The organism is Streptomyces sp. NPDC088810, assembly GCF_044750305.1.
Lineage (GTDB): Bacteria > Actinomycetota > Actinomycetes > Streptomycetales > Streptomycetaceae > Streptomyces.
Map to the genome: position 1 here is coordinate 204,345 of NZ_JBIVJQ010000006.1, position 16,859 is coordinate 221,203.

General features: G+C 73.4%; 15 protein-coding genes. 8 read left to right on the forward strand and 7 right to left on the reverse strand.

What is annotated here, in order from left to right; all coding sequences use genetic code 11:
- Nucleotides 1–2 precede the first annotated feature (2 nt).
- Entirely contained in the window at nt 3–1,391 is a 1,389-nt protein-coding gene (locus ACIP4Y_RS21195; RefSeq protein ID WP_401395598.1) for a pyridoxal phosphate-dependent decarboxylase family protein, read from the reverse strand.
- A gap of 76 nt (nt 1,392–1,467) precedes the next feature.
- Here ACIP4Y_RS21195 and ACIP4Y_RS21200 point away from each other — a divergent pair, with 76 nt between their 5' ends.
- The 3 genes from ACIP4Y_RS21200 to ACIP4Y_RS21210 all read left to right on the forward strand — a co-directional run bounded on the left by ACIP4Y_RS21200 (nt 1,468) and on the right by ACIP4Y_RS21210 (nt 4,126).
- Nucleotides 1,468–2,856: a PLP-dependent aminotransferase family protein gene (locus tag ACIP4Y_RS21200; protein ID WP_401395601.1), complete on the forward strand. Its 1,389-nt coding sequence runs from the start codon at nt 1,468–1,470 to the stop codon at nt 2,854–2,856.
- Between the two features lie 166 nt (nt 2,857–3,022).
- The gene (locus ACIP4Y_RS21205) at nt 3,023–3,718 is read left to right on the forward strand and encodes a L,D-transpeptidase (RefSeq protein ID WP_358643661.1); all 696 of its coding nucleotides are present in this window, start codon (nt 3,023–3,025) and stop codon (nt 3,716–3,718) included.
- Nucleotides 3,719–3,940: 222 nt separating this feature from the next.
- Entirely contained in the window at nt 3,941–4,126 is a 186-nt protein-coding gene (locus tag ACIP4Y_RS21210) for a hypothetical protein (protein WP_358643663.1), read from the forward strand.
- A gap of 83 nt (nt 4,127–4,209) precedes the next feature.
- On the opposite strand, the gene ACIP4Y_RS21215 is transcribed toward ACIP4Y_RS21210, so the two are convergent.
- The 4 genes from ACIP4Y_RS21215 to ACIP4Y_RS21230 form a co-directional block, all read right to left on the reverse strand.
- Nucleotides 4,210–5,586, reverse strand: a complete 1,377-nt coding sequence (locus ACIP4Y_RS21215) for a S1 family peptidase (protein ID WP_401395605.1) — start codon at nt 5,584–5,586, stop codon at nt 4,210–4,212.
- Nucleotides 5,587–5,710: 124 nt separating this feature from the next.
- A complete protein-coding gene (locus ACIP4Y_RS21220) occupies nt 5,711–6,541 on the reverse strand; it encodes an SAM-dependent methyltransferase (protein WP_401395607.1) in 831 nt (276 codons plus the stop codon).
- A gap of 56 nt (nt 6,542–6,597) precedes the next feature.
- On the reverse strand, nt 6,598–7,641 hold the full coding sequence (locus tag ACIP4Y_RS21225; RefSeq protein ID WP_401395610.1) for a hypothetical protein: 1,044 nt from the start codon (nt 7,639–7,641) through the stop codon (nt 6,598–6,600).
- A gap of 127 nt (nt 7,642–7,768) precedes the next feature.
- The gene (locus ACIP4Y_RS21230; protein ID WP_401395613.1) at nt 7,769–9,001 is read right to left on the reverse strand and encodes an MFS transporter; all 1,233 of its coding nucleotides are present in this window, start codon (nt 8,999–9,001) and stop codon (nt 7,769–7,771) included.
- A 135-nt stretch (nt 9,002–9,136) separates the two neighbouring features.
- Between ACIP4Y_RS21230 and ACIP4Y_RS21235 the strand changes: the two genes are divergently transcribed.
- The 3 genes from ACIP4Y_RS21235 (at nt 9,137) to ACIP4Y_RS21245 (ending at nt 11,348) form a co-directional block, all read left to right on the forward strand.
- On the forward strand, nt 9,137–10,072 hold the full coding sequence (locus ACIP4Y_RS21235) for a LysR family transcriptional regulator (protein WP_401395615.1): 936 nt from the start codon (nt 9,137–9,139) through the stop codon (nt 10,070–10,072).
- A 160-nt stretch (nt 10,073–10,232) separates the two neighbouring features.
- Entirely contained in the window at nt 10,233–10,841 is a 609-nt protein-coding gene (locus tag ACIP4Y_RS21240; RefSeq protein WP_401395618.1) for a hypothetical protein, read from the forward strand.
- Nucleotides 10,842–10,904: 63 nt separating this feature from the next.
- A complete protein-coding gene (locus ACIP4Y_RS21245) occupies nt 10,905–11,348 on the forward strand; it encodes an NUDIX domain-containing protein (protein WP_401395621.1) in 444 nt (147 codons plus the stop codon).
- A gap of 20 nt (nt 11,349–11,368) precedes the next feature.
- On the opposite strand, the gene ACIP4Y_RS21250 is transcribed toward ACIP4Y_RS21245, so the two are convergent.
- Entirely contained in the window at nt 11,369–12,286 is a 918-nt protein-coding gene (locus ACIP4Y_RS21250) for an aminoglycoside phosphotransferase family protein (protein WP_401395624.1), read from the reverse strand.
- 248 nt (nt 12,287–12,534) lie between these two features.
- Between ACIP4Y_RS21250 and ACIP4Y_RS21255 the strand changes: the two genes are divergently transcribed.
- Both ACIP4Y_RS21255 and ACIP4Y_RS21260 read left to right on the forward strand, forming a co-directional pair.
- Nucleotides 12,535–12,921 carry a PPOX class F420-dependent oxidoreductase gene (locus ACIP4Y_RS21255; protein ID WP_401395627.1) on the forward strand — a complete coding sequence of 129 codons (387 nt, stop codon included), beginning with the start codon at nt 12,535–12,537 and terminating at the stop codon, nt 12,919–12,921.
- Between the two features lie 143 nt (nt 12,922–13,064).
- Nucleotides 13,065–13,874 carry a hypothetical protein gene (locus ACIP4Y_RS21260; RefSeq protein ID WP_401395630.1) on the forward strand — a complete coding sequence of 270 codons (810 nt, stop codon included), beginning with the start codon at nt 13,065–13,067 and terminating at the stop codon, nt 13,872–13,874.
- Between the two features lie 48 nt (nt 13,875–13,922).
- On the opposite strand, the gene ACIP4Y_RS21265 is transcribed toward ACIP4Y_RS21260, so the two are convergent.
- The gene (locus tag ACIP4Y_RS21265; protein ID WP_401395633.1) at nt 13,923–16,682 is read right to left on the reverse strand and encodes an alpha/beta hydrolase family protein; all 2,760 of its coding nucleotides are present in this window, start codon (nt 16,680–16,682) and stop codon (nt 13,923–13,925) included.
- Nucleotides 16,683–16,859 lie beyond the last annotated feature (177 nt).

The following is a 16,859-nucleotide window of genomic DNA, read 5'->3' on the forward strand; positions in this document are numbered from 1 at the left end:
CGTCAGCCCGAGGCCGCCGCCAGCGCCCGGAGCACCCGGTCGGTGTCGGCCTCGGTGGTGCGCCAGTTGCTGAACGCCGCGCGCAGCCCGGGCACCCCGCCGTACACCGTCGGGGTCACGAACGCCTCCCCGGAGTCCGCGACCGCCCGGGCCAGCGCCGCCACCCGCTGCGGCGACGGGTCCCCGGCGAGCGTGAAGCAGACCACGTTGAGCCGGACCGGGGCCAGCAGGCGCAGGCCCGGCAGCGCGTCGACGCCCGCGCCGAGCCGGCGTGCCAGGGCCACCCCGCGCTCCACGATCTCCCGGTGCCCGGCCCGCCCGTAGGCCACCAGCGAGAACCAGGCCGGCAGGGCCCGCAGCCGGCGTGAGTTCTCCGGGGTCAGGTGCAGGAAGTCCGGTTCGCCCTCGGGCCCGCCCAGATACGGCGAGGCGTTGTGGAACACCGCCACCTGCAGATCGCGCCGCCGGGTGAACTGGACGGCCGCGTCATACGGGACGTTGAGCCACTTGTGCAGGTCCACGCAGACCGAGTCGGCCGCGTCCAGCCCGTCGACCAGCGCGGCGTGCTCCGGGGAGAGTGCGGCGAAGGCACCGAACGCCGCGTCGACGTGCAGCCAGAAGTCGTACCGTTCCTTCAGCGCCGCGATCGCCCGCAGATCGTCGAAGTCGACGGTGTTCACGGTGCCCGCGTTCGCGACGACGATCACCGGCCGGCCGGCCCGCTCGGCCAGCGCCGCCTCCAGCGCGGCCACGTCGACGGCCTCCCGGTTGCCGGGCAGCAGCGGCACCTGCCGCAGCCGGTCCCGGCCCAGGCCCAGCACCGACATCGCCTTCGTGATGCTGGAGTGCGGGCTGCCGGAGAGCACGTCGAGCGGGCCCAGCGCGGCGGCGCCGGCCCGGGAGACGTCCACGCCCAGCCGCTCGCCGGCCCACTCCCGGCCGATCGCCAGACCGACCGTGTTGGACATGGTCGCGCCCGTCACGAACGCCCCGCTGTGCGCCTCGCCCAGCCCGAACAGCTCGCGCAGCCACGCCACGGTCTCCCGCTCCAGCTCCTGCGCCCAGGACCCGCCCGCCCCGGACAGGTTCTGGTCGAACGCGGACGTCAGCCAGTCCCCGGCGACGGCCGCGGGCGTCGCGCCGCCGGTGACGAAGCCGAGGTAGCGCGGGCCGGCGGAACCGGAGAAGCCGGGCGCCCACCGCTCGGCGAACCGGGCGAGGGCGCCGTCGCCGCCCGCGCCCCCGTCCGGGAGCGGGGCCCGCCCGGACGGGGGCCCGGGCGCGGCGACCGGCCGCTCGGCCAGCCCCGCCACCTCCCGCACGGCGAGATCGCGGGCGGCCTGCAGCAGTTCCGGGAGCCGGGAGAGATCATCGGCGAGAGTACGGTGCATGCGCCGCAGGGTAGACCGCAGCGGACCTGGTCCACCTGGTCCACTTCACCACAACTGGACCAGCGAGACTGGACCGGTGGACACAGGATTCGTCGCCGCGCTCGGCGACTGGCGCGGCCGCCCCGGACCCCTCGCCCGCACCCTCGCCGCGGCGGTGCGCGACGCCGTGGTCGACGGCCGGCTCCCGGCCGGCACCCGGCTGCCCTCGGAACGGGAACTGGCCCGCACCCTGCGCCTCAGCCGCGGCACCGTGGTCGCCGCGCTCGGCCTGCTGCGCGCCGACGGCTGGCTGCACACCCGGCACGGCAGCGGCAGCGCCGTACGCCTGCCCGCCCGCCTCACCGAGCGCACCACCCCCTGGTCCCTGGACCGGGGCGGCGCCCCCGACGCCGGCCTGGACCTCACCCTCGCGGTGACCGCCGCGCCCCACGAGGCCTACCGCGCCGCCCTCGCCCGCGCCGTCGAACGCAGCGCGCCCCTGCTGGTCGACTCCGGCGTCGCCACGGCCGGCCTGCCCCGGCTCCGCGAACTGATCGCGGACCGCTACACCCGCGCCGGCCTCGCCACCCGCCCCGAGCAGATCCTGGTCACCGCCGGCGCCCAGGCCGCCCTCACCCTGCTCCTGGACCACCTGCACACCGACCGCAGGGCACCCGTGGTGGTGGAGAACCCCGCCTACCCGGGCGCCCTCGCGGTGCTGCGCGCCCGCCGGGCCCGCCTGCTGCCGGTCCCCGTGTCGGCCCCGGCCGGCTGGGACCTGGAGCACCTCACCGCCGCCGTACGCCGGCACCGCCCCCGGCTCGCCTACCTGGTCCCCGACTTCCACAACCCGACCGGCGCCCACATGGACGCCGCCGTCCGCCGCACGCTCGCCGCGCTCGCCGACCGCCACGGGCTGACCGTCCTCGCCGACGAGACCATGCGCGACCTGGATCTGAGAACACCGCCCGGCACCGAACCCCACCTCGCCGGGGCACGGGTGATCCAGATCGGCTCCGCGAGCAAGACCCTGTGGAGCGGCCTCAGGGTCGGCTGGATCCGGGCCACCGCGGACCTCGTACGACACCTGCGGCTCTCCCCGCTGCAGGGCCAGCTGTCACCGCCGCCCCTGGAACAGCTCATCGCCGCCGAACTCCTCGGCGCGCCGCTCCCCGCGCTGCTCGCCGACCGGCGCGCACGGCTGCGCACCCAGCGCGACCACCTCGTCGCGCTGCTCGCCGGCACGGGATGGACGTACACCGTCCCGGCGGGCGGGCTGACCCTCTGGCTGCACCTGGGCGACGCAGGCCCGCACGCCACCGACCTCGCGGCCAGGGCCGCCGCACGCGGCCTCGCGATCACCCCGGGACCCCGCTTCACCGCCGACCGCACCACCCTGACCCGCCATCTGCGCCTGCCGTTCACCGCGACACCCGAGACCCTGACCCGGGCGGTCGGGCTGCTGCGGGAGTGCTGGACGCCCTGAGTGCCGTACGGCCTGAAGTTCACCGTTTCGTCACAGCCTGACCGGAACCACAACCCTGGCCTGCCCGACCGGGTCTAGTAGTCCGAGACCGCGGGAACCGCGCCGGAGAGGGCCGGGGAGGCCCGGGCGAACGAACGGGACAAAAAGGGGAAGGGGACGAGGTCGCATGGGGGTCATACGCAGACGAGGCGTGGTCGCGCTGGGCGTCACGGGACTGGTGGCGCCGCTCGCGCTCGCGCTGACCGCGACGCCGGCCCAGGCCGCGAGCTGCACCACGCGGACGGGGCCGTACCAGAAGCAGGTGGAGAAGTTCCTGGGCCGGCCGGTCGACGGCAAGCAGTCCGCCGCCGACTGCAAGGCCGTCCAGGCCTTCCAGACCAAACACGGCATCATGCCGAACATCGGCTACGCCGGCCCTGTGACATGGGGCGTGATGGACCTCATGAACAAGCAGAAGGCCGTCGGGAACAAGCCGAACAAGGACGGCAAGTGCCCGGTGAACAAGGGCCGGATCGCCTGCGTGAACCTCACGCTCCAGCTCAGCTGGATCCAGGACGGCAACCGGCTGGTGTACGGCCCGGTGCCGGTGCGCACCGGACGCGACGGCTACGAGACCCGCACCGGCCTGAAGAAGATCTACTGGCGGGACATCGACCACCGCTCGACCATCTACGACGTGCCGATGCCGTACAGCCAGTTCTTCGACGGCGGCCAGGCCTTCCACTCGGTGGGCCTGAGCATGTGGAACCCGCCGGGTTCGCACGGCTGCGTCAACATGACCACCAAGGACGCCAAGAAGTACTGGTCGCTGCTGAGGACCGGGGACGACGTCTTCGTCTACGGCCGCAAGCCGGGCACCTGAGCCCGGGCACTCCGCCCTGCCGCGCCGACTCGTGCGCGACGATGCGCGGCAGGGCGGAGCGGGCGGCCGCCCTGGCGGTGGCCGCGGCGTGTACGGGCGCGAGGTGAACGCGGGCGGAATGAACTCCTGCCTCCGGTTGACACATTGACGTGATGAGTAACACGGTCCGAAATGTCCGCATTCCTGCGCACTTACTCACAGCGCCTTCACGTAGCTCGGCATATGCTTCACAGCATGTCCACCACTGTTGCAGCCGTCTCCGAGCGATCGGCCGCGGAGGTCAACGAGGAGATCCGGGCCCTGTGGCGCCGGTCGGGCGGGACACTGACCACCGAGCAGCGCGCGGAGTACCAGCGCCTCGTGATGGAGTGGGCCGCCGCGGCCCCGCGGGCGCGCCGGGCGGCCTGACCGACCCCGCGCACACCACGCCGAACCGTCCGGGGCACCCGTGAGCACACGGGTGCCCTTCTCGTCGTACCCCGGCCGTTCCGTCAGCCCCACGTCGCCGAGTAGTACCGCTGATACGCCTTGCGGTCCTGCTCGGCCCGGATGAACCGGGTCGCGACCAGCGCGATCAGACTGCCCGCGATGACCAGCAGCCCGGGCCCGACGTTCCGGGTGTCCGTCAGCCGTGCCAGCAGGGTGCTGCCCTCCGACGCGCCCGTCACCGGAGCCGAGGAGCCCGGCGAGGCCGCGCTGGGGGCCGCCGCGCCCTGGTTTCCGGGCGCCGACGACGCGGGGGAGGGGGTGCCGCCCGGGGCGCCGCCCGCGTTCTGCGCCGACACGATCAGCTGGACCCCGAGCGCCGTCAGCGCCTTGGTCACCGGCTGGAAGAACGTCGTACCGCCCGTCGTGCAGTCGCCGTTGCCGCCCGAGGTGACGCCGAGCGCGATGCCCTCGGAGAACAGCGGGCCGCCGCTGTCGCCCGGTTCGGCGCACACCGTGGTCTCGATGAGCCCGGTGACCGTCCCCTCCGGGTAGTTGACCGTCGCGTTCAGCGCGGTGACCTGCCCGTCGTGCAGACCGCTGGTACTGCCGCTGCGGAACACCCGCTGCCCGACCGCCGGATCGGCGGCCCCCGTGATCCGCACCCCCTTGCCGCCGCCGATCGCGACGACGTCGGCGCCCGCACCGGCCTTGCCCGCGGTGTACTGCACGAGCGAGAAGTCACTGCCCGGGAAGGAGCTGTTCACCGTCGCACCGAGCTGTTGGTCGCCCTGGTTGTCGGCGAACCAGGTGGACCCGGCCGGCCCGCAGTGCCCGGCCGTGAGGATGAAGTCCGACCGGCCGTTGGTGACGTTGAACCCCGCCGAGCAGCGACCGCCCGTCGACAGGATCGGCTGGGCTCCGTTCAGCCGCGTGGTGAACGTGCCCTTCGTCCGCTCCATGTGCACGAAGTCGCCGATCTTCGCGGCGATCCCGGTCAGCCGGGACCAGTCGCCGGCGGACACCGTGCGGTCCGCCCGCACCACGACCTGGTTCGTCCGGTAGTCCACCGCCCAGGCCGTGCCCGGCACCCGCGGCGCCGAACGCAGCGTGGCCGTCGCCGACTTCAGCTCGTTCATGCTGTGCGACACCATCTTCGCCTCGGCCCCGGCCCGCCGCACCGCCCGCGCCGCCGCCTCGTCGGTCACCGCGACGACCGGACGCCCGTCCGCGCCGATCCAGTTGCCCGCCGTACGGGCCGTGCCGAGCCGCGCCACCAGCGCGGCACCGGGGTCGTCCGTGGCGGCGAACGGTCGGGCGGAGGCGGGCGGAGGCTCGCTCGCCATGGCCGCCTGGGCGACCATGGCGCCCCCCAGGAGGAGTCCGCCGACCGCCGCCAGCCGTGTCACTCGCCGGACGACCCGTCGTCGTGCGTGCCGCATGCATGGCTCCCGAAGCCGAACCCGAACGCGCGCTGCCCCCACAGGCACCGCGGAGCCCTCGGATCGTCGAGGGCCCGCACTTCCATACGGGCCCTTGGGCGGCGGCGTTCACCGACGGCAGGGCTCAGATCTTCCGGGCCACCCCGCCGAACATGGCGACCTCCTCCGGCTCGGCACCGGCCGCGTCCTCCGGGCGCCACCGCGAGCACGACACCACACCCGGCTCCAGCAGCTCCAGACCGTCGAAGAACCGGGCCACGTCCTCGGGCGTGCGCTGCGTGAGCTTCGGAGTGCCGTGCTCGTTCCAGAACTTCACCGCCTCGTCCACGTCCGGCATCGACGGGCTGGTGACGGTGTGCGACAGCACCAGATGGCTGCCCGCCGGCAGCCGGTCCGTCAACCGCCGCACCAGACCGTACGGGTCCTCCTCGTCACCGATGAAGATGACCACGCCGAGCAGCATCAGCGCCACCGGCTCGCTGAAGTCCAGCGTCTTCGCCGCGTGTTCGAGGATCGCGTCGACATTGCGCAGGTCCTCGTCCAGGTAGTCGGTACGGCCTTCCGGCGTGCTGGTCAGCAGGGCCCGCGCGTGCGCCAGGACCAGCGGGTCGTTGTCGACGTACACGATCCGGGACTCCGGCGCGATCCGCTGCGCCACCTCGTGCGTGTTGTCGGCGGTGGGCAGCCCGGTACCGATGTCCAGGAACTGCCGGATGCCCACCTCGCGGACCAGGTGACGCACGGCGCGGCCGAGGAAGAGCCGGTCGGCGCGCGCGTACTCCCCGATGCCCGGGTGCAGTTGGCGGATCTGGTCGCCGGCCGCGCGGTCGACCTCGTAGTTGTCCTTGCCGCCGAGCCAGTAGTTCCAGATCCGGGCGGTGTGCGGCTGGCCGGTGTTGATGCGGGCGCGCAGTGACACGGCCACGTCGTTGGTGGCTGCCGGGTTGTCGGTCACTTGGGTCAGCTCCTGGATACCTGATGAATGAAGAGATACACCGTGCAAGACGCAATCTAGACGCCCGAGTTGATCTCCACCGACCGCCCCGGGTTTTCCACCGCCGGAGCGAGCCGGGCCCAGCTGCCCGCGTCGCCCCACACCGACTGCGCCCCCACGTACGGCCGCAGGCACGCCGTCAGCTCCGGGTCACCGCTGCCGGCCAGCTCGTCGGAGGCGATCCTCCGGGCGACCCCGGCCAGGAAGTCGGCGATCTGCACCCGGGCGTCGTCCCGGGAGTCCACCAGCCGCAGCCCGCCGAGCGCGATCCCGTCCCGCCGGGCGGACTGCACGATCCGGGCGATCCGCCCCGGCGTCAGGGCGTTCTGCTGGTCGTGCACGAGCAGCACCGGCCGCCCGTCCGCGCTCCAGTGTGCGGCCGTCTGCCGGATCGCCGGGAACAACGGATTGAGCATCGGGAAGAGCGCCGGGACGGCCCGCATCCGGGTCCGGTAGGCCTCGGCCGCCGCCCGGTGCGCGGCCAGCCGGCGCAGAATCCCCGCGGCCTCGGATCCGGGAGCCGCCCGCACGAGCGTGTCGACGGCCGCGAAGAACGCCTGCCCGCCCGCGTCCCCCGCCCCGCCGGGGCGCACCCGCAGCAGGCTGTTCGCGGCCACCAGGAACTCCCGCCAGGCCGCGGCACCGAAGACCTCCGGCCCCTGCCGGTACAGCGCGACGGCGTCCGCCGGGTCCGCGGACAGCAGCCCGACGACCCGGTCCACGAGGAGGAACGCCTTCTCGGTCAGATGCACATGGGCCCGCCCGTGGACCGGCCCGCCCTCGGCCAGCAGCCACACCAGCACCGCCCGGTGCTTCTCGCGCAGCAGGTGGCCGGCCTTGTACTCCTCGGCGGGCGAACGGATCCGGCGCCGGATCTCCCCGACGCACTCCGCGGCCACATCCACCGGCAGGGCCACGCTCGCGTGCGCGAACACCTCGGTGTTCCCGCCGGCCAGGTTCTCCCCGTCCGACCCCGACTCGTCGCAGGCCACCTCCCGCGAGCGGCCCTCCGCCACCGCCTCCCGCGCTTCGTGCACCGCGCCGGCCCCGTCTCCGCCCACACCACAGCCCTTCGTCCCGAGCCTCAGGACCAGCATGCCGCACCGCGCCGGCCGACGGCAGCGCACAGCGGCCCTGCGGCACAGGCCCCGGGGGAAGCGCGGTGCAGACCGATCACGTGCTGCTGTGTCAGGTGCGACCGGCGGCCGGCTCCGGAGCGGGGGTGCGGCGGGGGAGCAGGAGCGGAGTGGCCAGCAGGAGCACACCGGCCAGGCCGATGGCCGTGCGCGGGCCGAGCAGGCTGCCCAGCAAACCCCAGAGGGCCGTCAGGAGCGCGGTCGAGGCCCTGGTCGTCACCTGCCAGGCGGAGAGCGTGCGGGTGACCCGGTCGGCCGCGGTGCGTTCGAGGCGGTAGGTGGCGCAGACGGGATTGAAGACCCCGCAGCAGAAGATCAGCCCCAGCTCGACGCCCATCACCAGCAGCAGCCCTCCGGCCCCCGGCTCCAGGAAGGCCAGCCCGACCGGCCAGAGCGCGCGCAGCGCCCCGGCCGCGACCAGGACCCGGTGCTGCCCGTACCGGGTGACCAGAGGTCGGGCCAGCCGCGAACCGAGCAGCCCGCCGATCGAGGGCGCCGCGAAGGCGAGGCCGTACTGCCACGGTGCGAAGCCGAGCGGCCCGAGCATCAGGACGGCCAGCAGCGGCTCGGCGGCCATCACCAGGCCGTTGAACAAGGCGGTGTTGAAGAACAGCGGACGCAGCGTCGCGTCGGCAAGGATGTACCGCCAGCCGTCGAGGAGGTCCCCGGCCCGCATGCGCGCCGCCTCCCGGCGCTCCGGCCGGGGCTCCTGGCCGCCCGTCGCGCGGATGCCCAGCGCCGAGAGCAGGTAGCTGACCGCGTCGGCGACCACCGTCACCACCGGGCCGAGCAGCCCGATCGCGGTACCGCCCAGCGGGGGCCCGACGATCGTGGTCGACCAGGCCGTGGACTCGAACCGGGCATTGGCGACGAGCAGGTCCTCGGCCGGCAGCAGCGTCTTCAGGTACGCGCCGGAGGCGGCGCGGAAGGTGATGTCGGCCGCCGCGACGACGACCGAGACCATCAGGAGCTGAAGGAAGCTGAGCGCGCCGAGCGCGAACGCGGCGGGGATCGTCAGCAGCGCCGTGAACCGCACCAGGTCCATCGCGATCAGCACCGGCCGCTTGCGGCGGAACTCCACCCACGGGCCGAGCGGTACCGCCACGGCCGCGCCCACGGCGGTCCCCACGGCGGAGAGCGCGGCGACCTCGGCCGGCCCGGCGTGCAGCACCCGGAGGGCGATGAGGGGAAAGGCGCCGAAGGCGAGCCACGTGCCGAGCGCGCTGGTCCCATAGGCTGCCCAGAGCCACCCGAACCGCCGCCCCAGCCGGTACCCGCTCTTCATGTCCGACGCGCCCCTCGCCACTCACCCGTACAACCGATCCGCGATCGGAAACATCCAAGCGAGCGCCGTACCCGGCGATCAAACAACCGCGGAGCCGCCGAGCACAACCAATCGTTGTGGCCGTAGGCTGCCGGCATGGACCTCGACGCCGTCCGGACCTTCGTCGCCGCCGCCGACGCGGGTCGGTTCCAGGAGGCCGCCGCCGAGCTGGCGATCACCCAGCAGGCCGTCTCCAAGCGCATCGCCGCGCTGGAACGCCAGCTGGGGGTGCGCCTGTTCACCCGCACGCCGCGCGGTGCCCGGCTGACCATCGACGGGCAGGCGTTCCTGCCCCACGCGCGCGAGCTGCTGCGCATCGCCGAACGCGCGGTCGCCTCCGTGCGCACCGGCCGCCGTCCGCTGCGCGTCGACGTGATCGCCTCGCGCGGCGCGGGGTCGGGCCTGATGCGCGGCTTCCACCGCGCGCACCCCGAGATCGACCTCGACGTGATGTGGCTGTTCGACATCGAGACGGCCATCGCCGCGATCCGCTCCGGTGAGATCGACGCGTCCTTCCGGGCCGTCGCCGCGCCCGGCCGCCCGCTCCCCGAGGACATCGAGTCCGTCCGGGTGCTCGACGAACCGCTCCAGCTCCTCACCGGCCCGGCCCACGCCCTGGCCGGCGCCCGGTCGGTGCCCCTCGCCCGGCTCGCCGGGCACCGGATCTGGATGCCCGGCATCGTCCCCGGTACCGAGTGGGCCGCCTACTACGACGACCTCGTCGCCGAGTTCGGCCTCACCATCGAGGCGACCGGCCCCAACTTCGGCTCCGACGCGCTCCTCGACACCATCGCCGACACCCCGGCCCTGGCCACCTTCATGGGCGAGCAGACACGCCTCGTGTGGCCCGCCGGCCACGGCCTGCGCCGCATTCCGGTGACCGGCCCGACGCCCGTCTACCCGCACTCGCTCCTCTGGCACCGCGACAACCCCCACCCGGCGCTGGCCACCCTCCGCGCCCACCTCGCCACCGCCACGGCCGGCCACGACACCACCGGGACCTGGACACCGGGCTGGGTGCTCCCGCGCTGAACACCACCGCGTCGTCGAGCACCGCGGTGTCCCGGCGTTCCGACGAGGGCGGACAGACCGTCTGACGTGCGGATCCGACGCTACGGAGGGACACTTGGACCAGTGGTCCTGATCGACGCTGCTCCGGCGAGCACCCGGCCGGAGCTGATGAGGGGGACCCATGGGTCTGCTGGCCGTCTTGATCCTCATCGCCGTCCTCGTCGTGGTCGGCCTCGTCATCTGGCTCCTGGTCACGACGAAGAGGCGTCAGGGAATCGGTCAAGGCGAGGACCAGTCCCCTGCCGACGTGACACGGTCGTGGACCGGTCTCCTGGCCGTCATCGCCGGCGACCTCGCCATCGCTGTCGCGGGAATCTGGGGCATCACGAAGGCGGGGAGCCAGGCACAACAAGTGGTGCCCCTGCTCACCAGCGCGTTCACCGCCATCACCGCCATCACGACGGCGTACTTCGGGATCAAGGCTGTGGCCAACACCGCCAAAGAGGCCATCGAAAGCCCGTCGCCCCCGGGGCCCCAAGGCACTCAGGGCCCGGCAGGCCCCCAAGGACCGCCGGGGCCGCCGGGACCGCCGGGACCGCCGGTGTCTCCGGACCCGTCCCCCGCGGTCGTGGCGGAGGCCGGGGGCGAGGAAAAGCCCGCGGAGGGAAGCCTTGAAGCACTCGCGCATCAGATTGCTGAACTCTCGGCCCGGGTAAGCCGGATCACCGAGGACATACGCCGCCCCACAGCGTCGCGGACCACGCCGGGTGCCACCCGCAGGGATCGTTGAACCATCCCGGTCCTGCCGCTAGCGTCGGACTCTCCCCATCACCGTTCGACACCTCACGGAGACATGAGCGGACAGCCGGCTGCACCCGTCATCGACACCCATGTCATCGTCCGCGACGGCGACACGATCCTGTTGTCCCGGCGGGGCAGTCCGTACGGCTACGGCCGGTGGCACATGCCGTCCGGGAAGCTCGACCGGGGCGAGCCGCTGCATGTCGGTGCCGCTCGCGAGTTGCTCGAGGAAACCGGGATCACGGTCGACCCGCACGATCTGCGGCTCGTCCAGGTCGTCCACCACCGCCAGGAGACCGAGGGGGAGCGGATCGGCTTCTTCTTCGAAGCTCTCGCATGGGAGGGCGAGCCCGTCAACAGGGAACCGGAGAAGTGCCTGGCGCTCACCTGGTTTCCCGTGCACGAACTCCCTGACGACATCATCGAGTACCCGAGGGCCGGCCTGCTCGGCTACCTCGACGGCACCGGCCCCCTGACGCTGCACAACTGGACGTAGCGCCATGGCGCGGTAGTTGCTCACTGGTGGACCGCTGCGGTCAGGCGGCGCAGTGCGGCGCGGGCGGGCGGGCCCCAGGTGGGCTTGCCCCCGGGCCGGCCGTGGAGGCCGGCGTGTCCGATGTGGAGGCAGGCGAGGGCGCGCAGCACCGCCCAGCCGCGGGCGCGGCGCAGGGTCGCGGCGTCCGGGCTCGGCCGGTACGTCTCGTGGAAGCGGTCGATGGCGCCGTCCGGCAGCAGGATCCAGGCGGCGGCGAGGTCGCAGGCCGGGTCGCCGGCGAAGAGGTCGCCGAAGTCGATCACACCGGAGAAGGTGCCGTTCGTGGTCAGGATGTTGGCCGGGTGCAGGTCACCGTGCAGCCACAGTCTCGGGCCTGCCCAGTCCGGCGCGGCGGCGGCGTCTTCCCAGACCGCGCGGACGGCGTCCGGGTCGCGCATCAGCCCCAGTTCGGTGGCCGAGGCGAGCCCGTGGGCGAAGTGTTCGGCTGTGCCGGCCAGCGGACCACCGCGGTCCCGGCCCTCGGGCGCCCCCTCGGGGGCGGGACGGTGGAGGGCGGTCAGGAAGGCGGCAAGGGCGACGGCCGCCTCCGCGGCGCGCGTGGCGGGGGCGCGGTCGGCGGGCTCGCCCGGTACCCAGGTGGTGACGAGCCAGGGCCGGGGAAACCGTTCGGAGGGCTCACCGAGACGCTGCGGGACGGGGACCTGCAGAGGAAGGTGCGGGGCGAGGAGGGGCAGCCAGGCGTGTTCCTTGCGGAGCAGCGCGTCCGCGGACCGCGTCGCCCAGGGCAACCGGACGGCGAGGTCGTCGCCGAGCCGCCACACTTGATTGTCCCAGCCGAGCGCTCCGAGCTTCAGGGGACGATCCGCCAGGTCGGGGTGCTGCTCGCGCAGCAGATCCCGGATCAAGTCCTCGGTGATGTCGATCTCGGTGGCTGTCATGCGGAGCAACGGTAGCCGGGCAGCGGCCTGCCTCGGTTGCCCACGCCCCCTGCCGCCTCGCGCACAACTGGCGTCTGGGCGGCAGGGGTTCACGCCCAGCGCTCGTCGGCGTGGGCGTTGTCGTACCTGACCTGGGTGCGGACGCTCGGGTACGGTGGAAAGCGCCCAGGGAGCGCAATGCCCAGGGCCGAGCGCGGCGCAGTTCATGCATCCTCCTCCCGCAGCGCGCCGCCTCCTAGACTGCGGGTATGGACGACACGCGGCTCGAACGGCTCGGTTCCGGCAAGTACCTACTGGTGACCAGCTTCCGAAAGAACGGCACGCCCGTCGCCACCCCGGTGTGGGTCATCCGGGACGGCGGCGCCCTCGGGGTGTGGACGGTCGCCGACAGCTGGAAGGTCAAGCGGATCCGGCGCCGCCCCGACGTCCTGGTCGGCCCCTGCGACGTGCGCGGCAACCCCACCGGCGACCAGACGCCGGCCACCGCCGAGATCACCGACGCGGCCACCACCGCCCGCTACCGCAAGCTGATCGCCCGCAAGTACGGCGTCATCGGCCGCCTCACCCTGCTCGGCAGCCGCCTCCGGCGCGGCTCGGACGGCACGGTCGGGATCCGGGTGACCCTCGGGGAGTGAAGCCTCCACCGTCGGCAGGGTGATGTCCGCGCTGGTACGACGAAGTTGCGTCCCCCGCTGCCTGGTCACAGCCTGGAAGAGCGAGAGCGACTCCCGCTCCGGCAAGGCCTTCGCCCAGCATCACCGCCGATCAAGGGGCAGCTATGGACATGCACCAGGGACCTCATGACCACGGCGACGGCGACCCGACCCTCGGCTCGCACGGCATGCTGCTTCTCGGCGGAGAGGTCTTCCACATGTCGCATCTGCCGATGTTCAAGTACCCGCACCACTTCCAGGTCGTCCTGGAGGTCGACCTGGACGACACCGTGGCCTCGGCGGTCCGCTCGCATCGGCATCGCGTGCCCGGGGAACCGTACGACACGTTCGTTCCCGAAGACTTCCCGATGAGCGAGCTGGATCCACTGGGCTCCGGTCCACGGCGCACGTCGATGACCGGCGACATCTTCTGCGGGCACTTCGAGCGGGAGGGCGGCCACCACCCGCCGCTCGCCGAACGCATCGTCGCGACCGTGCGGAACGTCGTGCACTTCGCAGAACTCGATGTGCAGGCGGAGCACCGCAACGATGCCGAACTCGCCTACCTCTGCTTCGGCCGCGGAGGGCAGCTGTACCTCGCTCACGCGATCATCGCGGCGCCCGACTTCGACCAACTGCTCACGGTCCGGACCGTTCCCGGCACCGCAACCGACCCGCTCGGAGAACGGCTGCCCGACGACGACGCCACCCTGGAGAAGTTCTTCGCGGAGCGCTTCGCCGTGGCCGAACGGGTCGGCATCCCTGGACGGACCGACGGACCGGACCAGCGGGTGGTTCCCCCGGAAACCGTCGACGGGGCGTTCTTCATCGCGCCCCCGAGCGGCGTCCACGGGTTCCGGGTGCAGCTGGAGGCGCAGGGGGAGGTGTACATGGAGACCGGCGACCTTCGCAAACCCGGGCACCATCACGACTGAGCACTCCGGGTGACCCTCGGGGAGCGAGGGCCACCCGGGAGATGCGTCCTACGACGCGTTCAGCACCGAACCCGTCAGCTCCAGGCCGCCGGTCCGCGGCTCACCGGTCTCCAGGTCGACCTGCCGGAACCGCACCGACTCCGCGGACTCCCGCACCCTGTCCTTCACCGTCGGCAGGGCGATGTCCGCGCGGGTACGCCCCGCGGGGATGTCCGCCCACAGGTAGAGCCCGTTCACCTTGGACAGCGGACGCTCGGGGTCGGGCTTCTCCCCGCTCGTCTCCCGCAGCCAGCTCGCCGGGACGTCCTTGGTGGACACTTCCGGCGCGGTGGCCGGTGCGGCCGCGAACAGCACGCCCATGTCCACGTCGACCGCCTCGGACAGCGACACCCGCCACTTCAGCGACTGCCCCTCGGTCACCTTGCCGGCGACGGGCGTGACGGTCATCGTGGGCGCCGGATCGTCGTCGTGCACGGTGATCCCGCCCCGGTAGGAACCGACGACCGCACCGCGGACGGCCTTGACCAGCACGTCGTACGACACGTCGGTGCCGTAGCGGGTGTTGCCCTTGACCTCGACCGGTACGTCGATGTCCTGACCGCCCGGACGCACCGTCACCAGCCGGTCGGTGGTCTTGCCGGTGGCCGGGTCGATGACGTACACCCGGACCTGACCGCTGCCGCCCCGGCCCGTCACCCGCGCCGGAACCCGGTAGGTGCGCACACCCGAGTCACCCTCGTCCACGGTCGTCCGGCCGATGTCGACCCGCGGCAGAGCCTCCGTCCGCACCGCCGGCGTCCCCGGCCGCCAGCCCCACGCGTCCATGAGCCAGGCCCGCCCCGACGACGAACGCGACGTCAGCTCGAGCGACTTGACCGACCCCAGGTCGAGCCCGGCGCGGCCGGCCGCCGGCAACGGCACCCGGATCTCCCGCGCCCAGTAGGACGCGGTCCGCTTGCTGCCGGGCAGCCCGTCCAGCGTGACCCGGCCGAGCTTCGTCTTCTTGCCGGCGGTGTCGGTGAGGGCCACGTCCAGCTGCGTGCCCTTGGAGTTCGGCGGCACGAACAGCCGCAGCGCGAGGGCCTTGGCGCCGGACAGCGACACCGGCTTCCGCACGGTCACCCGGGCCGGGGTGCCGGTGCGCGTCCAGTGCAGCGCGATCGCGTGCCGGCCCGCCTCCCGGCCGATCTCCCACTGCGCGAAGTGCGGCGAGGCCCCCTTGGCACCCTGCCCCAGACAGGCCTTGGCCGGGCTCGGGTCCACCGCGGCGCACAGCTTGCCGCCGGTCACCGACACCCCGCCGTCCGGCAGGAACCCGGCGGACCGCCGGGCACCCACCGCGTGGGTGAGGACCCGCGCCGGATCCGCAGACGGCGCCCGCTTCCCGGAGCCGTCCAGCAGCGGCCGTACCCGGTCGTCCCCGGCGAGGAACAGCCGCGCCGCGGCGGCGATGTACGTCGAACCGGCCCGGTGCTGCCGGTCGGCGGTCAGCCGGGTCGCCGCCCGCTTGCCGCACACCTTGTCCGGGTGCTGCGGCTCGTCGTAGAAGTCGTCCTCGGCGGGTGCCGCGGCCTGGCCGGGCGTCCACTCCGAGTTGAAGAAGTTGTGGTTGGCGCCGATCACGTACACCGCGCTGTGCAGCGCGGTACCGTTGCCGACCCCGCGCGTGCCGTCGACGTACACCTCGCCCTGCAGGTCGGAGACGTCACCGTCGCAGCCCGGCAGGATGGTCACCGACGGCACGTCGGGCACCGGGTTCTGGCCGAAGACGGTCGGGCCGATCAGGACGGTGCCCCGGATGGTCCAGCGCACCGGCCCGTGGTAGCCGTCCTGTTCGGCGGGCGGCGCGGCGAGGCTGTCGAGCGCGGCCCGGTTGACGCCCTCGCCGCCCCGCGAGTGCCCGACCAGCAGCACCCGCGACAGGTCGGCGCGGGGCGCCTCACGGACCACCTTCGGGCCGGTCCCGGGGTGTTCGGCCCAGTCGGCCCAGCGGGCCAGGTGCAGCCGCACCAGCGACGAACGGGCCTGTGCGCCGCCGTCCTCCGCCGCGAAGTCCTGCCCGTTGATCCCGTTGGCCGAGATCGACACGGTCACATAGCCCTGGGAGGCGAGCAGCTTCTGGTCCCGCAGATAGCCGCGGTGGCTCGGCACCGGCTTGGTACCGGCCGGGCAGGGCCAGGTACCGCTGGTGTCGTTGCGGCCCTTGTAGCAGGTGTAGTGGCGGCCGTGCAGGAACAGGGCCAGGGGCCGCCTGCCGGTGGCACCGACGGGCGCGACGACCACCGCGCGCATCTCCACCGGCTTCGAAAAGCTCGGCAGCCGTACCGACTTCAGCCCGTACTCGCCGGTCTTGGTGCGGTACGCGCCGGGCTTGCCCGGGTCCACGCCGTTCGCCGGCAGCGGGGCCGGCAACCGGGGCGCCGACGCGGCACCGGCCGTCTCCGCCGCGTCCAACCGCCGCCCGCCGGACCAGACTTCCAGCCCTCGCAGGCCGGTCGCCCGCCGTCCGTCGAGCGGCAGCCGGAAGGTGTGCCCGTCGGCGGCCGGCCGCGGCACACCCAACAGCTCTTCCCCGGCGCGGAATTCGACTCGCGCGTCCCCCATCGGCACCGGCTTCCGCGACCGCCACACCAGCTGTGGCGCCGAGCCGCCGCCGGCCAGCCGCCACCCCGGTGGCAGCGGCGTGTCACCGGTCGACAGGCCTGGTCTCGCGGGCGGTTGGGAGTGGGCGACTGCCACCCCCGGGGATGCTCCCGCCACCGCGAGCAACGCGGCGGCGGTCACCCATATGCGCCGGGCACGGACCACAGTTCCTCCTCGAACCCCCGACCACGGGCGTCCCGGCCCTCCCGGGCGCCCCTCGCCCCGGGAGGATGAAAAGCGGAGGCTGTGGGTTGCCCGTGCAGGAGAGGTGATCGATCACATCGGGGAGCGGGTGGCGCCCCAACAGCTCCGGAGAACAACTGAGTTCGCGCCTCGGACCCG